Origin of the sequence: Anaerovibrio sp., assembly GCF_024697385.1 — a bacterium.
GTDB lineage: Bacteria > Bacillota > Negativicutes > Selenomonadales > Selenomonadaceae > Anaerovibrio.
The window spans coordinates 1-22,307 of record NZ_JAILFV010000028.1 but is presented as its reverse complement, the minus strand read 5'-3'; the positions used below and the strand labels follow the sequence as shown (position 1 = coordinate 22,307).

The window sequence follows — 22,307 nt, the reverse complement described above, 5'->3', positions numbered from 1 at the left end:
AATCAATCCACGTATATCAGAGTGGCCAAAGCCGGGAACTGATACTCCGAGGCTCTTTCCCGATGTCTTCAGAAAAATGAACATGTCTGTGGTGATTCCTGTCATTTTATACTTGACAAGAGGTCATTACATATCAGTCCCTTTAGGGAAACGCTAATTGGAAGATTTTTCGTTTTTTAAAAGAAAAATTTGAACAATGGCGTTATAACGAGGCAAATTTGGATTAGATTAAAAACAATATTGACAAACTAACGAACGGTAGTTATTATAGAGGAAGATATTAAAATACATAATTTTGGAAGAGAGAGTAGCATGGAAAAGAGCAATACGCGGGAAGCAATAATTGAGGCAGCACTGGCTTTCTTTTCAGTAAATGGTTATGAGGCGACCAGTATATCACAGCTAGCTGATGCAGTGGGTATTCGGAAGGCATCTCTTTACAGCCATTTTGCCAATAAGCAGGAGATCCTCGATACTGTGGTAGAAACAACATTGAAAGGTTATGCACAGCATTCGATATTTGCATACGCAAATTGGGAGGATCCTGAATTTACAAAGGACAAGGCCGGTATGTCAGCGGAGGATGTGACAAAACAGGTCCAGGAGCAGATTCGTTATATTCTTCATGACCCAGACATCAGCCGGGGAAGAAAGATGCTTACGATCGAGCAGTTTCGTAATATTGAGCTGGCCAGGCTGCAGACAAAGCAGAATTATACGGATGTCCTGACTTATTTTGAGGGCATGATGAGGTTCCTGATCCGTGAGGGCATCTTAAAGGATGCCAATCCTGAGATTATGGCAGCCCAGTTTTCTTCCCCCATCACAGTCTGGATTAACCTTTGTGACCGTGATCCGGAGAGAGAAGATGAAGTACTGGAGCTGGTCAGGAAGCATATCATACAGTTTTTTGAGATTTATCGGAATAGGTCCTGAGGATGTGTGTATAGCCGGTCAGGGTAAAACGGCTGACCGGTTTTCTTTTTGCATATTTGCTAACGAACGATAGTCTGTTATGGATGGAACGATGAAGAAGGTAAAAATTATTATGGCCCACAAGTCGAATGCTAATCAGTTTAGTTTAAGGAGATTGAAATGTGTACAAGCATCGTAGTTAATAAGAAAAAAACAATAGTCGGATGGAATCTGGATATCCTGGATATGGAGTATAGGGTCAGACCGGATGAAAAAGGTGTCTATATAGAAATAAATGACGCTACAGAAGGTTGGATGCCGCTGTTCGGCGCAAATTCAAGAGGGGACTTCGTAGGTATGCCTACATGCTGGCCGACTGACAAAAGAAGCGATCCTGCCGGCGACGGTGAGAATATCATACGGCTGGACATCGATCTTTTGCTGCAGAGGAAGACACTCAAGGAGATTCGGGATATAGTAGCAGTAAGACCTGTGTACAGTATTCCGGGGGTGACATTTATGTCTGCCCTTTCAGATGCAGACGGCAATGTTCTTCATATAATACCGGGACAAGGGAATCGGTATTATGAAAAAACCGATTACACAATACTGACGAATTTCTCACCATACAAACAGGAAGCGGAGACACATCCGTGGATGGGCTGGGACAGATATACCGTCGCAAAAGAGATGCTGGAAAGAGCATCAGATGATTTTGATGTGGACGACTGCTTTGATATCTTGAAGGCAGTTTCTCAGGAAGTCTGTCCGACTGTAGTGTCTATGGTATTTAATGTGGAAGAAAGGACTGTTTATTGGTGTGAGAACAGAAACTGGGATAAGAAGGAGATATGGAGGATGAAATAATGAGCAGGAAATCACTTGTAGTGATTGACATTCAAAACGATATTACAAAGCATTACAGGGATATTATCGATAATATCAACGCAGCTGTTGATTGGGCAGCTGAGGGTGATATGGAAGTCATCTATATCCTGCACAATAATCTGTCTGCCGGTACTCGCACATTCAAACCTGGTACAAAGGGGGCAGAACTTGCCCCGGAGCTGAAGGTTGTGTCAGATAATATATTTGTTAAGACGAAAGCAAATGCGCTGACGAGCGAAGTTTTCTCGGAGCATATCAGGGTGAATACTATCAATGAGTTTTATATAACAGGCGCGGATGCCACTGCCTGTGTGAAATCCACCTGCTTTAACATGACCAAAGCCGGATATACCGTACATGTTATTTCCGATTGTGTGACCAGCTATGACTTGAAAAAGATGCCGGCAATGTTCGACTATTATGCTGCTAAGGGATGCGAGGTGAAAACACTGGCTGAATATATGAATGTCAGTGTTTCGCAGGCATAGATTTTTTGGCTTACCAGGAGAAGGGAGAAATGGAGAGAAATGATTACTTATAACGAGCCTTAAGATGTCCCCCACCTAAAGAGGAAGGGGACATCTTAAAGCTCGTTATATTACAGGAACCAATCAGTGCTCTGCTTGGATAAGAACAGGGGTTGCAGCGTATGAATATGTGAAGAGTGGAAATTTGCATTTAAAATTGGCAATGCTCACACTACCTTTTGTGATGATTGGATCTTATATTGGAGCAAATCTGAATCTGGTGGTTTCAGACTACTATCTGAAGCTTCTTATGATATGAAAAACATTTATTAAAAAAATGATGGTGCTCTTGATTTTTAAGGAATTTTTCAAATCGTATAAATAGGTTATTGATTTTTTGGTTAAAATGTTATAAAGTATATATAGAAACAGTCCTGTGAAATAGCGTAATGTTTTTAGTGGCTGTTTTGGCAATTAATTATTTTGCCACACTTAGACTGTGCCCTCAGTCTTATTTAATAACCATTATCCTCCCGATAATGGAACTGGAGTGATTGTATTTTTTGTTTTTTTCTGCAGTCATTCCAATGTGGGAGAGCCGTATCATCCACTGCGGCTCTTTTTTTATTTGGATATTTATCTGAAACGAAATGTACTCCCTTACCAAATCCGGTAATGGGAGTACATTTTAATATTTGCAGTTTTTTATGGAATAGTTACATTTCATTCCACCCCAAAGCGTTCTCTGGCTTCATTGGCCAGCCTAGCGTATAGTTCCACAGCCTGAGGATGATGCTCTCTTATATATTGCAGGTGTTCCTCTTTTTCAGCTTCTGTACCATTGCAGTATCCATTGCCTGCAAATTCCAATTCCTTGGCACATTCCGACAGTTTGACGCCACCTATAGACAGGGCGGTGGATTTTAGGGCGTGTACATGGATGGTATAGTCATCAATCTTTCCACTCTGCAGGTCATTATCCAGTTGTTTGCAGACCGCTTCCCGACGGCTGACGAACATTCCTAAAAACCTTCGTTGCAATTCATCAGTACCTCCACAGAATTTCATGGCAGTAGGTAAATCAATCTGCTGGTCTGTGGTATCTGAAGCTTCAGGCGCAGCCGGTGGGGACTGTTTATGCGCTTGTTCTGCAGTACCCACTGCAGGGATTTTGATTTTTTCCGGTGGGAGATGCTTTTGAATTATGCGTTCCAATGTCTTGCCGTCTACAGGTTTTGATACATAATCCACAAAACCCTTGCTCAGGAACATTTCCTTGACTCCGGCTACAGCGTTGGCAGTCAGGGCAATGAAAGGCGTGTTTTTGCATTTGCTGTTTACAAGGTGTTTTGCTCTTTCAAGGGTTTCCAGTCCATCCATTTCCGGCATCATGTGATCAAGGAAAACAATATCATAATAATTATCCTGAATCATTTCCAGACACTCTTGCCCGCTTTTTGCAGTATGGATGTTTATTCTGGTTTTTTCCAGCAGGCTCTCCACTACAGTGAGGTTCATTTCATTATCATCCACCACGAGAATATTGGCCTGTGGTGCGGTGAAGCTCTCCGTATAGGTGTCTTTTTTCAGGGCAGCTTCAATGCGGGAGTTGAAATCACCGATAGGTTCATTTTTTTCTACGACCTGAGGAATTTTCAGCGTAAAGGTACTACCTTCACCGTATACGCTGTCCACGGCAATGCTGCCATGCATCATTTCTGTCAGGCGTATTGTAATAGCCAGGCCCAGCCCTGTGCCTTCTATGGTGCGGTTCTTTTCAAGGTCCAATCGCTGGAACTTTGAAAATAGCTTGTCTTTGTCCTCGTCCCGTATGCCAATGCCGGTATCCCTCGTGATGAATTCAAGCTCCAGCAGCTCATCCTCAGAGTGCTTTCTGGCTTTTACGATAAAGGTGACTGACCCTTTTTGGGTGTATTTTACGGCATTATTCAATATATTTACGATTACCTGCCGTAGACGGACCTCGTCACCGCTCAGGGAATCAGGAATCTGGGGATCCACCTCCATGTGAAAAGCAAGATCTTTTTGGCTGGCCTTGTAGCTGACCATATTATAAACATCATTCAGCACAGAACTCAGACTGTAAGATGCAGTTACAATTTCCATTTTTCCGGATTCGATTTTGGAGAAATCTAGTATGTCATTGATTATGGAAAGCAGTGTTTCGCCGGCGCTTTTTACATTAAAGGCATATTTTTTCAGACTGCCGGTGGCTTCACGCATAATCATTTCATTCATGCCTAAAATGGCATTGAGGGGAGTGCGTATTTCATGGCTCATGTTGGCCAAGAACTCACTTTTGGCTTCATTGGCCCGCAGTGCATCATCCCTGGCTTCCCTTAAAGCTGTACTTTCCTCGGCAGCTACCTGGTTGGTGAAGAGATAAAGGATGAAGACACAGAAAAGTACCACCAAAAGGCCGAAAACCCAAATAATGATCAGGTGAATATTTGTGATGCCTGTGAGTACCGAACGCCATTCCCGGTAGCCGATTATCATGAAATCGGAATCGGGAATAGAGGCTGCATACAATAGATAATCCCTGCTGAGCTTTGAATTAAAAATGGATATTTCATTTTTGCTGCCTAGTTTTTCCAATAATTCATTAAGGCCTAAAGGAGCATCCTTGTCATGATCATAAAACTCGCTTTCCTTGTAGCCTGTAAAGGGTACAACGACCTGTTGTGTGCTTTTGTCGTAAAGGAGGTTTTCCTCATCATCCCTTTTGTCGCTGAAATGGAAAGGGGAGTTGATGTCCTGCAGTGCTTCAGGTGTATATACCTTATAGAGCACATAACGGACATTATCTCCATCATAAATGGGCACCATACCTACCAGTCCCAAATCAGTGTAATATTTCCAGCCCTTTTCGCCCTGAAGGGCGCGGGTACATTGTATTCTTGTTTCAGGTGGAAGGGTATCACCCAGGAAATTATTGCCATGAATATCCAATATTCCAACCAGTTGCCCTTTGCCACCAATAGCCAAGGCACCGTTGGCCGGGGATATGTTTCCTGCTGTTATCATACCCGATATATTGCTCATGTTATCAAGGTCAGTTGTGAGCAGATTATAGTAATAAAAGGATATTAATTCCCCATGAGTTGTGTTGAATTTTTCAACTTCACGATTTAGGGAATCTGTCATTTTATCATGCAGGGCAAGACCAATGACTATCAATATAAGGAGAAAAATAATAAATTTGCTTAAAAGCTGAAGGACAAAGGATAACATCCGCTTGTCGGTGGCTGTGGATGTATTATCTCGTTTCAATGATGTCAACTCCCTTCACCAACCAATTCATTCCCTTTCGCAAGCTGTTGTTATCAATAACAGTGTCTGTTTTACAGCGGGTTATGCCGTGTTGGTCAATGATCTCCCCAGAGAAAATAGGATATCCGGCCAGGATTTTCTCCTGTGAATCCAGTACGGCGCTTTTTTCTTTAGGGGATATGTCAGGGCCCAGGTGCAGGGTGATAACATCATCCATCATTCCACGCCAGTAGTATTTTGAAAGGGATTTGTTGATATTGATATCTAGCAGGTGGTCACAGATGGTCTGCCAATCGGGATCAATTGCAGCAATGCAATGGGGTGATGAATTGTCTTCGATATTGTGGAAATCAATATAGTCAACTTCCAACGCAGCCGCTTCCTGGGCTATGTGCTGTGACGGTCCGTAGTAGGTAATGATGTCTGCACCGGCATTTTGCAACAGGTATAGAGCTTTGTTTTCCTGGTTTACGGAGTGCCATATTTCCGTCCATATTACCTTGACCTTGATATCCGGCCGTACTTTTTGTACTCCCAGGGCAAAGGCATTCAGGTCCTGATAGGTTTCCAGTGAAGGAAAAGGGGCAATGTATCCTATGATGTCGGATTTCGTGTGAAGTCCTGCCAGAATACCTGCCAGATAACGGGCTTCATGATAGCGTACTGAGAATTTAAAAATATTATCTGCATAACTGTCCTCAATGGAATTAGTAAAGAAGGTCACATTGGGATGCTTTTTGGCAATGCTTTCAATTGCTTGGGAAGAAAAATCCCCTATCAAGAATATTTTTTTTACATTTTTTCCAAGCATTTTTTTTGTGATTCGTTCAAGGTTGGCTTCATCAACAGGTACCTTGTCTTCTATGTATAGATTGTAGTGGTGACCGTCACAGGCACTCTGAAGCCCTTGGGTAATCTCCCGGGGCCAGCCTGAATCATTTCTTGCATCAACCAGAATAAGACCTATGGCAGTCCGTTGTTCCCATACAGTTGAGCCAAAATAATTTATGGAAAGAAAAATCGTAAGGCATATTAAAAAGGCTTGAAGCAGTGCGAATATGGTAAAGCGCCGCTTGAGCCGCTCATGTCTGTTAACTTCCATTTTTCCCGACCTCCTTCCATGATTTATTACGGCTGATCAGGTCAAGCATGATGACAAAAGGTGTATAAATAACTACATCTACACTTAGCCATACCAATTGCAGAACTGCACCCATTATATCTCCCGTAGCCAAAAAGCCCTGCAGGAATACAGGGGCAGTGGATTCGACGGTATGATAAAAGATAGGGACTATATTCCAGTGAATAGCAAGATATCCAATAAAGAAATTCAGCATTGAGGTGAGCAGATACGGCATGATAAACAAGGGATTGAGGACTATGGGTAGGGAAAAAAGAAATGGTGCATTGATGCCGCATAAAAGAGTAGGAAAACAGAAAGAAGATATTTTTCGTATTTTTCTTTGGGCAGAAAAAACCCATATGGATATGGCCAATCCCAACAGTGAGACGGAGTTGGAATCAAGGAATTCTATGGTAAAAATGAATTTTTCATCGTTGAGCTCGTTACTGATCTGGTTCGGGACATAGAAGGCATTACACAGGAAATAGGTAAGGCTGCCGCCATCCAGGCCCAGCCACCATAAAAAACTTCGTATGCACTCATAGATTATGGCCACCAGGGGACTCTGTGCAAAGTTATCACTGATGGTACTTGCAATGGTCGGAATAAAGGTCAGAATATACGATTCGATTGTTGTCCATATAGAGGCTATGGCGATTACTATTACCAGAGTGCAGGCCATGGACGGTAAAAATACAATGGTGGTGGACATATCCTTCGGTAATCCCCCTACCACAGGTAATTGAAGCCACTCTATCCTGGTCAGGCGACTGAAAACAAAAGCGCTGGTACTGGCAAAAAGGAGCGCCAGAAAAAAGCCTGCTCCCAGAAAGTAAATTGAAATGTCATAGTCCTTGGGCAGGGTGTTTATCAATACTATATATGCAGTGAGGGTGCAGGACAGTGGCAGGATATGCTCACAATTCCAGATATTGGACAGCTTGATGGTGAGCACCAGTGCAAAAATCATGGACAAAAGGATTGTAGTGGTCTGCAGGCAGCTTTTTACATAGTTAAGCCTGACAAAAAAATCCGAGTCACGATAAGCCTGATCATTCAGCGTGCCACTCAGTATGCTGCCCAATCCCAGCCAATCTTCACCCAAGAGAAAACCGGTGGGATTGAATACAAGAAAGCCCATCATGTGAATCAGTGTCAGAACAATTATCACGGGCATCAGTCGGCAGAAGGTATCATGAATGGCTGACAGGTAAGAGATACCATGTAAATACCGGCTCAGGGCACTTAATTGTTTATTGAAAAGGACGCCATCCTGGAAATACTTGCCCATATTTCATTCCTTTCTGTCGCGGGTTACAGGCCTAAATCATCCAGGGCCTTGAATATATCCTGTATTTCCTGATCGTGCATTGAAGGATAAAGCTGCTTTTCTACGCGGGAAATGAGATCGTCAGGTACAAAAGGCTTTTTTATGTAGTCTTCGACTTTTAGTTTTCCTGCCTTGATAATTGTGTTTTTGTCGGCAGCAGCAGTCAAGAAAATAACCTTTATGTTTTTATAGTTTGGGTTTTCCCTGATGTTTGTAAGGGTATGTATGCCATCTATGCCCGGCATTGCAATATCCAATAGGATCAAGTCAATGGCTCCCCGCCGTTGCCGTATAATCTCCAGGCACTCTGTTCCGCTGCCAGCAGTGATTATTTCAGCTTGTATCTTGATTTCTATGATGGATTTGGCCATGGTCAGATTAAGCTCATCATCATCCACGATTAAAATAACAGGTAGTTTACTCATTTTCCTTCCTCCTTGCCCCAGTCATGGATATGGCTGGTCATATATCTAATTTTCCCAATTCGACCATAAAAGTTCATAATCCTTTTAAAAGGCATAAGTCAATAAAAAAATTTTTTTTTAAAATAATTGCCTTAAACCTAGTGTTTATAAGTGTTTTTTGCTTTCATTCTAAAATTTTGACAATGATTAGCGTATGTATACATTTGAAACTGCTTAAATATGTGATATTATATGGATAATAACAACATATGAATAGTGTGTGTTGAAATATTTTTTAGAGAGGAGTGTGTCTTATGGATGTAGTTTTGTTATCCCGATGGCAATTTGCCATTACTACCATCTACCATTTTTTGTTTGTGCCGGTTACCCTTGGGCTGACTATTTTCCTGGCTCTGTTGGAAACCTGCTATGTGACTACCAAGCGTGAACACTGGAAAGAACCCTGCAAGAAGCTGATTAAGTTCTTTGGCGCCATTTTTTTGGTTAACTTTGCCATGGGCGTTGTTACAGGTATTGTTCAGGAATTTCACTTTGGGATGAACTGGTCTGAGTATTCCCGTTTTATGGGTGACATCTTCGGAGCACCGCTGGCTATGGAGGCGCTCACAGCATTTTTCCTGGAATCCACCTTCCTGGGGATCTGGGTGTTCGGCTGGGACAAGCTGCCTGAAAAGGTACATTGTGCCTGCATGTGGCTGGTGGCCATTGGCAGTAATCTATCCGCGTTCTGGATATTGGTGGCTAATTCCTTTATGCAGCATCCTGTAGGATTTGCTGTGGAAAATGGGCGAGCCATTATGACAGATTTTGTTGCACTTATTACAAATCCTTATGTTATAGGCGAAATGAGTCATACTATTTTTTCCGGTGTGGCTACATCAGGCTTTGTATTATTAATTATCTGCGCCTGGAAAATTGCCCGTGATGAGTCTTCACGAGAGATATTTTTACAGGTTACCAAGGCTGTATCGGTATATTTGATCATAGGAATAATGGGAGCTATGGGGACTGGCCATCTGCACGCTCAGTATCTTGCAGAGGCACAGCCTATGAAGCTGTCCAGCGTGGAAGCCCTCTGGGAGACTGCTGATCCTGCGCCTTTTGCTGTTGTGGCAGATATAAATCAGGAAAAGCGTCAGAATGATGCTGAAATTACCGTTCCGGGACTGTTTTCATTTATGCTTTACAACAAGCCTGAAGGTGCTGTGCAGGGGATAAATCAGCTGCAGACAGCTGCAGAAAATCAATATGGTCCGGGCAATTACATCCCTGATGTTACAGGTCTGTTCTGGTCATTCCGCATTATGATAGCCTGTGGTATTGTTATTGCCGGTTTGGGATTCCTCATGGGCGGCTTGGCCTGGATCAAGCAGGATTTGCTCTTGAAGCTCAAGGGGTTGCTGACTTGGATGCCGTTGCTGCTGCCGTTGCCATTCCTGGCAAATACTGCTGGGTGGTATATAGCTGAGGCAGGTCGCCAGCCTTGGATTGTAGTGGGACTGCAAAAGACTGCTGATGCTGTATCGCCGAACCTGACCACAGGGGAGGTATTCCTCACCATGGCCGGCTTCACCCTTATATATCTGATATTGGCTGTGGCGGCTTTCTATATTGCCTGCCGCATCATTAAAAATACCACCATTGAAGCTGTTAACCAGGAAGGGAGGGCTTTATGATGGATTACAATATTATCTGGTTTATCCTCATTGCCGTGCTCTTTACAGGCTTCTTCTTTCTGGAGGGCTTTGATTATGGTGTAGGCATGCTGATGCCTTTCGTAAGTGATCGTGAAGATGACCGTAGTCAGGTGCTATCTACTATTGCCCCGGTTTGGGATGGCAATGAGGTATGGATGATTACCGCCGGTGGTGCTACCTTTGCGGCATTCCCACATGTATATGCCACTATGTTCAGTACCTTCTATCTGGCACTTTTCCTGATGCTGATAGCACTGATTCTTCGTGGTGTAGCCTTTGAACTGCGCCATCATCACGAATCACTGGTGTGGCAGCAGGTATGGGACAAGGCAATCTTTATCGGCTCTGCCCTGCCGGCATTATTGTGGGGTGTAGCCATGACTGACCTGCTCATAGGGCTGCCTATAGGACAGGATATGGTTTATCAGGGGACCTTCTTTGATTTACTCAGCCCGGCTTCTATAGTTGGAGGCCTTGCTTTTATGAGTCTCTTCGCATTCCACGGTGCAAATTTCCTGACCATCAAGCTGGAAAAGGTGCAGCTTTGCGATGCTGCACGGGAAATAGGGACTCGTTGTGCAATGGTTGCCGGAGTAAGTTTAATATTGTTGGTTGTGCTAATTCACCTCAAGGTGAATCTGCTGCTTCAGCCGGTAGCATTGATACTGTTGGTTTTGGCATTGCTTGCAGCAGTTTTCGGTGTCATGAGCACTAAGGCACGCTGTGGAATGAGAGCTTTCATTTCTACCAGCTTAAGTATTGTTTTCGTTACTGTAGGGCTGTTTTTGGCACTGTTTCCGAGACTTATGGTATCCAGCCTTAACCCTGATTGGAGCCTGACGATTACCAATGCTGCATCTTCGGAGTATACGCTGTCAATAATGACCGTTGCGGCATTCTGTTTGGTTCCTGTTGTATTGATATATCAGGGGTGGACCTATTGGGTATTCAGACATCGTATAAAAGCAGACGGAAATCATGAGTATTAAGAGTTATTTATGTGAAGAAAAGCAGGCATTGGTGTCCCTTTGCCTGCTGCATCTTCTTGGTACAGTTGTTACACTGGGAATAGCCTGGCAGCTTAGCCGGGTAGTCAATCTCGTATTTCTGCAGGATGCTTCCTGCTATGCAGCAGCAACCGATTTGGGGTTGCTGTTGTTTTTGTTGCTTCTGAAGGCTCTGCTGAAATATCCGTTCAGCAGACAGCTGAACAGTATTTCGGCAACGCTGCAGCTTAAAATACGCAAAAAACTGCATTATGCCTTGATTGATCAGGCCATTGACAGTGATAAAATGCAGCTGTTGGGAATAGAGTCTGTGGGGGCCCTGGACAAATTGTGTACGGTAATATTGCCCCAGGCTTTATCCTTTATTATTCTAATGCCACTGATTCTTGTAGTCATTGCTTTTATGGATTGGTGGTCTGCACTTATAATGTTTATAACACTGCCCATTGCACCAATTCTTTTGGCCCTGGTGGGAAAAAAAACAAAAGCGGCTACCATTGTACAATGGCAGGAATTGGGAAACCTGACGGCTGCTTTTAAGGACATGCTGGCCGGAATAATAAGCCTCAAGATATTTCGCCAGGAATCAAAACAGGGAATGCGGCTTTCACAGCTTAGTCACCAGTTTACTGATGCCACCATGAAGGTTTTACGGCTGGCGTTTGTTTCCAGCTTTACCATAGAACTTATTACTACACTTACCATTGCCATATTGGCTGTCAGCATAGGTCTTGGGCTGCTGTATGGGACAATGAATTTTCAGACAGCTTTTTTTATGCTGCTTCTATTACCTGAATTCTATTTGCCATTACGGCAGAGTGGTATGGCCTTTCACGCAGTAATGGATGTGAAAACGGCCTGGAGCAATATTCAGGAGGTTATCGGGAAACAACCGGTGGAAGTGTCCGGCCATCAGGAGCCGGTCAGAATTCCGCCGGGAATACAGCTGAGTAAGGTATCTTTTTCCTATCCGGGAGCACCGTTACCCACCTTACAGGATGTATCAATGGCGTTTCCTGCCATGAGTACAACATGTGTTTATGGTACCAGCGGCATAGGAAAAACTACACTCCTTAGGGTTATGGCCGGATTATTGGAACCACAGTCAGGAAATGTCATGCTGGAGGACAAGCCTCTAAGGGATATTTCCCGGGAAAGCAGGCATAAGCTCATTACATATATTCCTCAGATTCCCCGCGTATTTCAGGGAACCTTGGCGGAAAATATCTGTTTGTTTGCCGGCGAGGAGGTTGATGCTTCCAGGATAAAAAGGGCTATAATGGGTGCCGGACTGGCAATGAAGCCTGATACATGCCTGGGGGCCGGAGGCCAGGGGCTGTCCAATGGACAGGTACACAGGTTGGGATTGGCCAGGGCTATTTATCAGGACAGACCGCTGGTGCTCATGGATGAGCCAACTGCAGGCCTTGAACCGGCAGAGGAACAGGAAATCTTAAAGGTTCTTGATGATTTTTCCCGCCGTAGGACAATGATTATAATTTCTCATCATAATGCTGTGCGAAGCTGGGCAGCCCACGCGGTTGACCTGGAGGATAACCTCGCTGCTTCAATGCAGGAGGTACCTTATGAATAAATTCAGTATTCTAAAAAAACTCATTGTCATAGAAGGTCCTGTAAGGGTTTTCCTTATGGTTTGTACCGGAGTGATTTCGGGTGTGACCGGGATTGGGCTCATGGGAGCAGCTGCCTGGATTATCAGTTATGCAGCCCTTCAACCTCCTTTATATGCACTGACTCTGGGCATTACCTGTGTTCGTTTTTTTGGTCTCAGCCGGGCTGCGGGCAGGTATCTGATGCGGTTGTATTCCCATGGTGTTGCCTTCAGGTGCTATGAAAAAATTCAGCTTATGGTATACAGGACTGTGTGCAGAACCTTGCCACTGAAAACAGTATTGGTAAGGCAGGGGCAGTATTTGAAGCAGCTCAGCACTGATGCCGAGACATTGAGAGACTTTTATCTTCGCTGGCTTTTGCCGGTGATGAGTACAGGGTTGCTTACTCTCTGTCTGATGACTTGGCTGTATTCCATTTCGCCTTTTGCTGCCTGCCTTGTAGGGTTCCTTTGGGGAATACATGTGATTCTCCCTGCCGTTATGGTATCTGCACCCAATGCAGATAATGAAGGCGGTGTATATAGGGATGTGCTTTTGGAAGGAACTTCCGGGCGGGATGAGCTGCTTTTATCCGGACACATTGATAAGTTTATGAACAGGTTGCATGATGAAGCCTGTCAATATGGTGTTTCACAGGAAAAACAGCAGCTTTCCCAGGATATTTCCGTTACTGTCCTGGACATTATTCGTCAGGTGGTGTTCGTCATATATCTTGTTCTATTGGTTCAGGCTGTAGGGATGGGAGTGTTGGAACCACGGTGGTTGGCCGTCTGGTTATTGCTGCTGTTGGGGCTGTATGGAGAATTCGCTGAACTTTCCATGGCAGCTGTTCAGTTCCACGGGGCGTGTAAGGCAGCTGAACATGTTCTTGTGGATAAGGAGCACAGCAGTTCCTTGCCGGAGACTGCATTGGAAATAGATCACCAACAGCCATTTTTGCAGGCAAGGGAGATATCCTTTGCCTATGTTCCGGGACTGCCGGTTTTTGCGCCTCTTTCCTTTGAGCTGCAGCAGGGAGATGCCCTGGCTGTTCGTGGTGACAGTGGTTGTGGCAAGACCACCCTGGCGCAGCTGTTACTCAGGTTTTGGCCGGTGGACAGTGGAGAACTGCTGTTATGGGGGCAGCCCTATGACAAGTGGCCCGTGGAAAAACTGCGCAGTTGTTTTTCCGGTGCACTTCAGCCATGTCATATATTTTCGGATTCTGTTCGTGATAATTTTACCAGACTGCATCCGGAAATAACTGATGAGTGTATATGGCAGGCACTGGATACAGCACAGCTGGGACATATAGTTCGTCAGTTTCCCCATAAGCTGGATGAAGTCATGGGGGATAATGGGCGGCGGCTGTCGGGGGGGCAACGAAGCAGGCTGCTTACAGCACTTGCACTGGTCAGTGAGGCACCATGCCTGATTTTGGATGAACCAACAGATGGGCTGGATGCAGCTACAGGCTCGCAATTGATAGATGCAATTCTTGCCCATGTCAACAATACCGGAAAGACACTTATCGTTATTACTCACGACGAGGAGGTCGCTGCCAAATTACCTGCCCGGATATGGCTGCAGTAAGGACAAAAAAGGTAAAATAAAAACTCACCAGATTGTTTACCTGGTGAGTGAAGTGACAAATGACCTTGATTTATCAGCATTTGTCAAAGAAATAATACATAAACTCATAAAATCATCCTGTCAGTTTTAGAACATTATTTTATTTTTTTCGGTGTATTAATCTCTATGGCGGCTATTTTTTCAAGCCATGAATTACAGGCAGAGAGCTAATGCGCAAGCGCCAACCAATGCTGTGAAAGTACCGATTCTCAGCTTGTGGATGAACATGCGATAGCTTACATCATCTTCCTTGGAATAATGGAAATCCTTACCTTCCAGGAAACTGTAATGATGAGTGTTTACAGGCATAAATGCGCGCTGCATATAACCCATGTGTGGATGTGAGAGACTAACTGCTGCTTTCATAAAACATACCTCCTAATAAAAAATACTATGAACCTTTTGGTTGCTTGAAGTATAGCAGAAGCTATCAGGATATTCTGCCATATTTCCGACTAAAAATGTTCTGTACGCGACAGAAAAAGGAGCCAGAAAATGATAACCAAAATGTCTGCCATAAGTTTGGCAGCTGATAAAGAAAAAGAACAGATGCATGACAGTCCGTTATTCCCCTGCAGTGTATATTACAGTGACTGGCAAAAAGGGGGAATAGAGTCAATCCCTTGGCATTGGCACAAGGAATTGGAGTTGATGTATATCGATTCCGGCAGTGTCCTGGTGGAGCTGGCCGGGGAGAGGACAATCCTTCAGGCCGGGGATGGCTTTTTCTGTAATTCCAGGGTATTGCATCGTTTTCGTCTGGTAGGGGAAAAATGCCGGGTTTGCTATCTGGTATTTGACGACAGTCTTATCAGTGGTGGTGTTGGGACAATATTTTATCAGAAATACATTTCGCCCATAGTTTTTGACCGTGCTTTTTCCGGCAAATTTTTATTCAAAAAAAATAAAAAGGACAAGGGGACCATCAAGGAAATACAGGCTGCATATACAGCAGCCCGGGATGAGGTACTGGGATTTGAACATGATATCAGGTATCATCTGGGCAAGGCCCTGTTGGGATTGGGACACCATACAAATATTACGGCTTTGAAACAGCTCACTCCCACCATGGAGCGGATAAAGGAAATGGTGGATTATATTCATTGTCACTACAGTGAACCGTTTGAAATAGACCAGATGGCCTTTCATGCCGGAGTAAGTGCGCGGGAGGCACAACGCTGTTTTCGCAGTATGCTTAAAATTTCTCCTAAACAATATATTCAAAATTACCGGTTGCAGATGGCTGAGGAAATGCTGGTTGAAACCAATGAGTCCATACTGTCAATCGGTTTGGCCTGTGGTTTTTCCAATCCAAGCCATTTTAGCAAGGCCTTTCGCCTGTATAGGGGGTGCAGTCCCCATGAATACCGCAGGCGTAACACCATTAAAAAAATCAAATGAGTACAAAGTAAAAGGGAAGTACAGAACTGTTCAGGTTCCATGCTTCCCTTTTGTTATGCCAATCATAATGGGCCAAAGATGTTCCCTTCCTCTTAGGTGGGGGAATCAAACGATAATAAATACTATATTGTTTCGGCGCAGGATTAATGCCGTCTGCGGTCAATCCCCATGCGCTTGTAGTAATTGGCCTTATCCTTATACATCTGTTGATCTGCCAGGATGATAAGTTCATTTAATGTCATTTTTGCGGCATCATCATTGTAGGAGGTACCGATGGATATGGACATGGTTTTTACTCTTACTCCATGCCATGCTTCAATGGCATCGTTTAATTCCAGGATAATATCTGATAATTTTTCAGGAGATGCTTCTATAATTGCCATGAATTCATCACCACCGGTTCGGTATACCTGACCAAAAGGTGATAGTACCTGCTGCATACATTTTGCTGCCCCGATAATAAGCTCATCTCCGGCATCATGTCCAAGGGTGTCATTGACTGTCTTCAGACCGTTTAGGTCCATGGCTACTATGATGATATTGTTCTTAGGGTGTTTTTTCCCATGGGTATCAACAAACTCGTTGAAGCTGTGTCTGTTGAGAAGCCCGGTGAGACTGTCATGACGGGCAATATACTGCATTCTCCGCCTGTTTCTGTGAATGAGAAAAATATATACTACAAGGACGCTTAAAACAACAGTGATAGTTCCGGCTATCAGCATAAATGAGTATAAATGCTCCATGATAAAATCCTTCACTGTTGGCGAAGCTATTTTGCCGGTATATGGGTAGGTGGAGGTGAGGCTGAAATCACTTGGCAGGGATGTGATACCCCGGTTCAGGATGGACAGCAGTTCACTGTTGCCCCGCTTTACTGCAAAGCTTCGGCTGCTGTATTCCTTCAGGACTGCTGCATGCAGGTCCCTGTAATCAACATGATTCAGGTAACCGTCCTTGCGGAATTGATTCATTACACATCCATCCACCTCATTATTTTTGATTGCATCCAGCATGTCATCAATATCATCATAATAAAAAACTTCAGTATTAGGAAGGTAATTGCGGATGTACAGGTCACTGATGGAATTGCCCTGTTTGCTTGCCATACGATGCAGCTTCAGCTCAGAAAATTCCCCGCTGTATATAAGGTACATTGGCATACAGATTACCTCGCTGCTGAGGAACAAATCGTCCTTTTCGGCCTGTGCAACATCATTATCTACCGGGAAAGCCATATCGATGCTGCCCTCTTTTACGGCTCTGATCATAGAATCATAGTCCGGATATGCAACATAGGAAAATTTTACCTTCTCCTGAATGTTTAGCTTAGAGGCCATTTCCTTCAGGATATCCTTGAGAATACCGCTTACCTCTCCATTTTCATCCTTATCTGACAGTGGAAGGTAGTCATCCACATAGCCTACCGTAATCACCGGATGATCGGTAAGCCATTCCATCTCATCGTCTGATAGACATGCTATTACCGCCAGGTCAGAAAAATACGCATTGACCAGTTCGCCAATAAAGCCCGGATTAGTTGCGTTGATTTTGGTGAGAGCCATGTTCAGGTCATCTACAAGGTCCGGGCGTGCCATGTTCACGGCAACATAATATTCTGACTGGCCTATCTTGGTAATAGGTATGATATTGCCACCAGGTGGGACAGCGTTATCCGTATCTACGGTGGCATCTGTGTGGTGGGCGTTAAAATCCTTATAGCGGTCTTCGTTGCCACTGTAGGAGACTATTTTTATCTGATGATTACCGGCTTCATTCCACTGCTCAAGTATATCCAGCATAACAGTGTTTTTGTTGACGCTGACAGTTTTACCGGGAATCACGGAAAGGCCCTTGGTGGCCAAAGGATTATTTGCGTAGGTATAGATGTAATAGTTTTCTGTGCCCATTGCATAATTAGGGAACAGGATTTTTTCCTCACGCTCCGGAGTTTTTGATACCCCAGCCATAATATCAATTTCACCCTTGTACAGCTTGTCCAACAGAACTTCCCAGTTGCCATATACATAAATGTAATCCCAATTCGTGTAATAGGAAACCTTTTGAAGATAATCATAGGCCATTCCGTATTTTTTAGCATCGTCACTCATGCCCTGCATGAAATGAGGACTGTCCAGATAGCCTACCCTGACTATCTTGGCAGGATTAGTCGTCTCACCTGCCGCGGATACATTACGATATTGTTCTGTTGCCGTGTTTGGCACACAAAAAATCAGGGCAAGACAACAAATCGTGCCCCAAAAAAGAGGGGATAGGATGATATGATAAAACTTTTTCAGCATATTATTTTCATTTAGATTGCTCAAACTGCAAACCTTCTCTCCCGTGTGGTTAATAGTGTTGTTGCTTGTCAGTCATAAAATGTGAAATCGCGTGTGGCAATATTTGTTTTGTAATCATTGTCACAATAAATAAGTCATGGGTTATGACATTGTTCGTAGTATATTGTATACATTTGCTATTATACTTATCGTAAATATGTTTTGCAAAGAATAGTATTTATTGGCAAACCCAGTTATATTGCTAAAAAAGGTACTTTTTAAAGTTATTAAATCAAAAGCTAATAATTATTATATTGATTAATCAAAAAGCAATAACTTTTGCAGGAAAATACACAAAATAGAGAAATTAATATTTTAGAAAAAATATTTGCTGACGAAAAAAAGTAAAGGGCAGATATCTATAAAAAAGCAGGTAATACCATGTGGAGCAGAGAAATAATACCCAAGAATGGATAAAACCGCATTAATGGCGTTATGAATATTTTCTTCTAAAGGAAGGGGTGCAACATGAATTCTTATGCAGAGGATAAAAGACAGCAGCCAGGTGTAAAACACTATCTTTTTTTGCTGGTATGGTGGTTGTCCCTGGGATATACCCTTGACAGCAACTCTGCTGTTGCCGGGCTGGTTTTATGTTTCCTTTTTTTTGCTGTTACTGCCATGAAGGTACTGAGAAAATCAATTCTCATCATGCTGGCAGTGTTTGTTGTTACGGCAATATTTCCAGCCCTGGGGCTGGTTGTTGGTATCTTGGCCCTTATTTTTTTCCTTATGCGCATAGGTTTTGTTATTAATAACTGGAGGGCGTTAGTGACCGGGATATATGCTTATGGCATATATCTTATTATTGTGCTGTTTAATGCTTTTTTTTATGAGACTGTTGTAGTACAGGCTACCTTACGAATTGTAGATTTCTTTAATGCCGGTGGGGAAACAGCGGTGGAGACCTTTGGACAGCAGGGGGTGGATACTGTCAATGCAGCTGCTGCCTTTGCCAGGGATGCCCTGCATGTAGGCTCTTATGTATTTCCACTGTTTTTGGCCATGGGATTTCATAGAATGCTGATGTGGCTGTACAGGCATGGATATACAACAACCAGGGCATTTCATGTCATAGGTCTTACTCCATTGGTGATATTGGCCATGATTCTTCCATTCCTGAAGATTGATTTAGGAGGAGATGAAATTTTTGCAGGCTCACTTTCTGACGGTACAGATGATGTTCCGGGAATTGATGGTGTGAATAACAGCTTATCCTTACCTCGTACTGAGTTGCCCGAACAGTTTACTACACTTATGGATGTGGCAGAAGTTGATGTGGCAGGTTGGTTCACCGATCATGCTGCCGGTTTTTCACCGGCGATTGAGGCCTCTGTGGCTGCCATGGCCGTTCGTGGCATTTATGCCCTTTCTGATGAAAACAGTTCAATAAAGGCCATGTTTGGTGATATTATTCAGCATGTTACCAGGGATAAGGATAATAATATCGTTATCAATGATCAGCAAGGGAAACCTGTGGCCAGGATAATACGGGATGAAGCCCGTGATAGGGAGCGGGCTGTTTTTGAAAATGGGGAGGAATATATTCTGGACCGCAAAACCGGTGATATTTTAGGGGCCAGGGGAAATAAAATGGCCAGAATCAAGGAGACTGCCAACGGCGGCAGGATGGTTGTCACCAATGATAATAAGGTATTACGAGTTTATGATTGTGATGGTGTTGTTAAAAATACTCTGGGACAAACCATCGGCCAGGTGCTTATGACAGGGTGAGCTGAGGGGGGATAATATGACCAGGAAAATGAAACAGGAATTTTCACAGCTGTCTGAGGCAACAAAAGAGCTGTATTGCACTTTGTGTGCCAATGTACGCGGGCAGAATGAAGCCATACATTATTTTGTTCAGGGAGTATTCAAGGGGCAATTTATGCCTGATACCTATGCACAGGCCATCAATAATATTTTTCTTTTTTCAGGTCCCCCAAAAATCGGTAAGGCTCATTTGGCATATGTGGCTGCCGAGGTATTGGGGCGAGAGATACTTGAGGTAAATTTGGATGCAAATGCTGCAGAAACCCTGGCTGAGGATTTGGCCAATACTGTCAGTGGCAATGCAGGTACCGGCAGAGTTACCAAATTTGTTGCTGAAAATCCCAATGGCATACTGTTGTTCAAGAACATAGACAAGGCGAGCCCCAGGGTAGTATCAGCAATAAGCAAGATAATAGAAACCGGGGGAATAGTGAATCCTTCCGGCAAGCTGGAGATATCCTTTGTGGATACCATCATGATATTTACCACCAATGTAGGGACAGATATATATTTCAGTGAGGAATACTGTGCCGTACAGCAAAAGTCCATAGTCCTGCCGGTATTTGCCGAGGAGTTGGCAGAGTCGGAATTTCCCATGATATTCTTTTATGAATATTTTAAGGATGATCACATTATTTTTTTCCGGGAGCTGAAGGCAAACCATATTGTAGAACTGATAGACCAGAGCTTTTTTGACTTTGCCGTTGAAATTCAGAAGCAATACGGTTACGAGCTGAAGCTGGACCCGGAGATGATCAATCTTTGCTTGTATCATCAGTGTAATATCATTGATGCCAGCACTGTTTTGTCTTTGAGCAGGGATTTTTTAAAAAATGAGTTTTATGAATTGAGCCGCCATCTGGAGGACAAAAAGCTCAAAAGGCTGAAAAAGGTAATATTTACTGTGGAGGAACAATCGGAGGACAGCCCTTTTTATTCTTTGTTTTCCTTCCCTGAAAAGCCAAAAGCCATGGTGGTGGCAGATAAGGGGAAATATAATACCCTGATGGAAAATGAATATATAGATTATTTCCTGGTTCAGGATATCGATGAGGTAGTAAAGACACTGTCGGAGGAAAATATTTCCTTTGTGCTGCTGGATTTGCTTTGTGGTGGAGATAATCAGGAAATGCAGGGCCTGAGTTTGGAGGATGAATCCTTCGACGGACGGGTGATTTTTGATATCCTTAGGGATAACCTGCCTAATTTGCCTGTTTACATCATTCAGCAGGAGGGAATTTCCATGGCTGATTATTCCACCTTTTTACAGATGGGAGCTTTTGGGTCTGTTGATTTGGAGACAAAGGGTGAAGAAGTTCTTCTGCAGCTGTTGATGATAGCCAGGGATATACTCATCCAAAAGAATTTTGACGTCTTGCAGCGAGAGGGGCTGGTACTTAATTACAACACCTCACAGAAGCTGTCTGAGGATGGCTTGACCGCTGAGATTACATTTTACGATTTTGAGTTTAAGAAGATAAAAGCTCCGGAACCTCTTGATGAATATCTGGAGCCGGTTGACGAGGAAATTCATTTTGATGATATAGTGGGCAGTAAAAAGGCCAAGGCAGATTTGAAATATATTGGTGAATACCTGACAAATCCAGAGGTCTTTGTGATGAAATATCACAGCGTTCCCGGTGGTGTGTTGCTTTTTGGGCTGGCTGATGCCGGGAAGGCTCTGTTGGGAAGGGCGTTGGCTACAGAAACAAATGCCTGCCTGCTGATGATTAACCCTTCAAATTTGGTGAACCTGACACCGGAGGAAAACTGTCAGCTGCTGCGGGATCTCTTTGAAAGGGCGATAAAGGAAGCACCGGCAGTAATACTTATGGACAAGCTGGATTTAGTCGTAAATTCAGGGGGACTGGGAGCGGTCAATACTATTATCAATGGTATAAAAAATATCAGGGAATGCGGTTCGCCGGTAATTTTTATAGGTAATCTTAATTGGGAGCATTCCACAGTTACAGATGAAAACTCGAATTTTGATCCGGAACTGCTGCATTTGCTGGAATATAAAATATATGTCAGCCTGCCGGACAGGGATGAGAGGATTGCGGGAATAACCAAGGCTTTAAAGGAAAAAGGCATTGATACAATATCTGACACCCTGATACAAAATATTGCCGACCGTGTATTGGGACACAGTATTGCAGATATTAATGATTTCATATCCCTGGCCAGCCGGATGGCATTGAAGCAGCAAAAGGAACTGAACAGTGATATTTTGTCAGATGCCCTGGATGAGCTGACCTACGGTCAAAAGCGTGAATGGGATGAGATAGATTATTTTTCCACGGCTGTTCACGAGGCCGGTCACGCTTATATGCTTTGGCGTACCGGTGAAGAATCCTCCTTTGTCACTATAGTAGGCAGGGAAGATTATGGTGGCTATACCAA

17 protein-coding genes are annotated in these 22,307 nt (G+C 43.6%); 11 read left to right on the top strand and 6 right to left on the bottom strand.

The features are described 5' to 3' along the window. Positions 1-312: 312 nt before the first annotated feature. The 4 genes from K6C05_RS01600 to K6C05_RS10985 all read left to right on the top strand — a co-directional run bounded on the left by K6C05_RS01600 (position 313) and on the right by K6C05_RS10985 (position 2,589). The gene (locus K6C05_RS01600) at positions 313-936 is read left to right on the top strand and encodes a TetR/AcrR family transcriptional regulator (protein ID WP_296730598.1); all 624 of its coding nucleotides are present in this window, start codon (positions 313-315) and stop codon (positions 934-936) included. A 159-nt stretch (positions 937-1,095) separates the two neighbouring features. After that, positions 1,096-1,782 carry a hypothetical protein gene (locus K6C05_RS01595; RefSeq protein ID WP_296730597.1) on the top strand — a complete coding sequence of 229 codons (687 nt, stop codon included), beginning with the start codon at positions 1,096-1,098 and terminating at the stop codon, positions 1,780-1,782. Next, a complete protein-coding gene (locus tag K6C05_RS01590) occupies positions 1,782-2,291 on the top strand; it encodes an isochorismatase family cysteine hydrolase (protein ID WP_296730595.1) in 510 nt (169 codons plus the stop codon). Before K6C05_RS01595 ends, K6C05_RS01590 begins: the two co-directional genes overlap by 1 nt. 109 nt (positions 2,292-2,400) lie before the next feature. Next, positions 2,401-2,589 (top strand): hypothetical protein, encoded by a 189-nt coding sequence (locus K6C05_RS10985; RefSeq protein ID WP_363317150.1) that lies wholly within the window; start codon positions 2,401-2,403, stop codon positions 2,587-2,589. A 404-nt stretch (positions 2,590-2,993) separates the two neighbouring features. Here the strand turns inward: K6C05_RS10985 and K6C05_RS01585 are convergent, their stop codons facing one another. The 4 genes from K6C05_RS01585 to K6C05_RS01570 are packed head-to-tail and all read right to left on the bottom strand — an operon-like array spanning position 2,994 to position 8,442. Then, complete coding sequence (locus tag K6C05_RS01585; RefSeq protein WP_296730594.1) at positions 2,994-5,564, bottom strand: ATP-binding protein; 2,571 nt, start codon at positions 5,562-5,564, stop codon at positions 2,994-2,996. Beyond that, complete coding sequence (locus K6C05_RS01580) at positions 5,551-6,666, bottom strand: BMP family ABC transporter substrate-binding protein (RefSeq protein WP_296730593.1); 1,116 nt, start codon at positions 6,664-6,666, stop codon at positions 5,551-5,553. Before K6C05_RS01580 ends, K6C05_RS01585 begins: the two co-directional genes overlap by 14 nt. Then, positions 6,656-7,978: a PTS transporter subunit EIIC gene (locus K6C05_RS01575; RefSeq protein ID WP_296730591.1), complete on the bottom strand. Its 1,323-nt coding sequence runs from the start codon at positions 7,976-7,978 to the stop codon at positions 6,656-6,658. The genes K6C05_RS01580 and K6C05_RS01575 overlap by 11 nt, the downstream gene beginning before the upstream one ends. Positions 7,979-8,001: 23 nt before the next feature. Continuing rightward, the gene (locus K6C05_RS01570; protein WP_296730590.1) at positions 8,002-8,442 is read right to left on the bottom strand and encodes a response regulator; all 441 of its coding nucleotides are present in this window, start codon (positions 8,440-8,442) and stop codon (positions 8,002-8,004) included. A 293-nt stretch (positions 8,443-8,735) separates the two neighbouring features. Between K6C05_RS01570 and K6C05_RS01565 the strand changes: the two genes are divergently transcribed. From K6C05_RS01565 to cydC, 4 genes are read left to right on the top strand one after another with little or no spacing between them, the layout of a single operon-like run. After that, positions 8,736-10,118, top strand: coding sequence for a cytochrome ubiquinol oxidase subunit I (locus K6C05_RS01565; RefSeq protein WP_296730589.1), 1,383 nt, complete (start codon positions 8,736-8,738; stop codon positions 10,116-10,118). Continuing rightward, positions 10,118-11,128, top strand: coding sequence for a cytochrome d ubiquinol oxidase subunit II (gene cydB, locus K6C05_RS01560; RefSeq protein ID WP_296730599.1), 1,011 nt, complete (start codon positions 10,118-10,120; stop codon positions 11,126-11,128). Before K6C05_RS01565 ends, cydB begins: the two co-directional genes overlap by 1 nt. Next, positions 11,118-12,740, top strand: a complete 1,623-nt coding sequence (gene cydD, locus K6C05_RS01555; RefSeq protein ID WP_296730587.1) for a thiol reductant ABC exporter subunit CydD — start codon at positions 11,118-11,120, stop codon at positions 12,738-12,740. The genes cydB and cydD overlap by 11 nt, the downstream gene beginning before the upstream one ends. Next, positions 12,733-14,352 carry a thiol reductant ABC exporter subunit CydC gene (gene cydC, locus K6C05_RS01550; protein ID WP_296730585.1) on the top strand — a complete coding sequence of 540 codons (1,620 nt, stop codon included), beginning with the start codon at positions 12,733-12,735 and terminating at the stop codon, positions 14,350-14,352. The genes cydD and cydC overlap by 8 nt, the downstream gene beginning before the upstream one ends. A 192-nt stretch (positions 14,353-14,544) precedes the next feature. Here the strand turns inward: cydC and K6C05_RS01545 are convergent, their stop codons facing one another. Further along, complete coding sequence (locus K6C05_RS01545) at positions 14,545-14,757, bottom strand: hypothetical protein (RefSeq protein ID WP_296730583.1); 213 nt, start codon at positions 14,755-14,757, stop codon at positions 14,545-14,547. Between the two features lie 129 nt (positions 14,758-14,886). Between K6C05_RS01545 and K6C05_RS01540 the strand changes: the two genes are divergently transcribed. After that, positions 14,887-15,792: an AraC family transcriptional regulator gene (locus tag K6C05_RS01540; RefSeq protein ID WP_296730581.1), complete on the top strand. Its 906-nt coding sequence runs from the start codon at positions 14,887-14,889 to the stop codon at positions 15,790-15,792. A 143-nt stretch (positions 15,793-15,935) separates the two neighbouring features. Here K6C05_RS01540 and K6C05_RS01535 read toward each other — a convergent pair whose 3' ends face one another. Then, positions 15,936-18,014, bottom strand: coding sequence for a GGDEF domain-containing protein (locus K6C05_RS01535; RefSeq protein WP_296730579.1), 2,079 nt, complete (start codon positions 18,012-18,014; stop codon positions 15,936-15,938). 585 nt (positions 18,015-18,599) lie between these two features. On the opposite strand from K6C05_RS01535, the gene K6C05_RS01530 reads away from it, so the two are divergent. Together K6C05_RS01530 and K6C05_RS01525 are read left to right on the top strand one after the other, a co-directional pair. After that, positions 18,600-19,865: a hypothetical protein gene (locus K6C05_RS01530; RefSeq protein WP_296730577.1), complete on the top strand. Its 1,266-nt coding sequence runs from the start codon at positions 18,600-18,602 to the stop codon at positions 19,863-19,865. Between the two features lie 16 nt (positions 19,866-19,881). After that, the coding region (locus K6C05_RS01525; protein WP_296730574.1) for an ATP-binding protein at positions 19,882-22,307 on the top strand (2,426 nt) is incomplete at its 3' end.

Coding starts and splice junctions, on each gene's coding strand:
- cydB (WP_296730599.1), top strand. CDS start 10,118: ATGGATTACAATATTATCTGGTTTATCCTCATTGCCGTGCTCTTTACA.
- K6C05_RS01580 (WP_296730593.1), bottom strand. CDS start 6,666: ATGGAAGTTAACAGACATGAGCGGCTCAAGCGGCGCTTTACCATATTC.
- K6C05_RS01600 (WP_296730598.1), top strand. CDS start 313: ATGGAAAAGAGCAATACGCGGGAAGCAATAATTGAGGCAGCACTGGCT.
- cydC (WP_296730585.1), top strand. CDS start 12,733: ATGAATAAATTCAGTATTCTAAAAAAACTCATTGTCATAGAAGGTCCT.
- K6C05_RS01570 (WP_296730590.1), bottom strand. CDS start 8,442: ATGAGTAAACTACCTGTTATTTTAATCGTGGATGATGATGAGCTTAAT.
- K6C05_RS01590 (WP_296730595.1), top strand. CDS start 1,782: ATGAGCAGGAAATCACTTGTAGTGATTGACATTCAAAACGATATTACA.
- K6C05_RS01595 (WP_296730597.1), top strand. CDS start 1,096: ATGTGTACAAGCATCGTAGTTAATAAGAAAAAAACAATAGTCGGATGG.
- cydD (WP_296730587.1), top strand. CDS start 11,118: ATGAGTATTAAGAGTTATTTATGTGAAGAAAAGCAGGCATTGGTGTCC.
- K6C05_RS01540 (WP_296730581.1), top strand. CDS start 14,887: ATGATAACCAAAATGTCTGCCATAAGTTTGGCAGCTGATAAAGAAAAA.
- K6C05_RS01575 (WP_296730591.1), bottom strand. CDS start 7,978: ATGGGCAAGTATTTCCAGGATGGCGTCCTTTTCAATAAACAATTAAGT.
- K6C05_RS01530 (WP_296730577.1), top strand. CDS start 18,600: ATGAATTCTTATGCAGAGGATAAAAGACAGCAGCCAGGTGTAAAACAC.
- K6C05_RS01545 (WP_296730583.1), bottom strand. CDS start 14,757: ATGAAAGCAGCAGTTAGTCTCTCACATCCACACATGGGTTATATGCAG.
- K6C05_RS01565 (WP_296730589.1), top strand. CDS start 8,736: ATGGATGTAGTTTTGTTATCCCGATGGCAATTTGCCATTACTACCATC.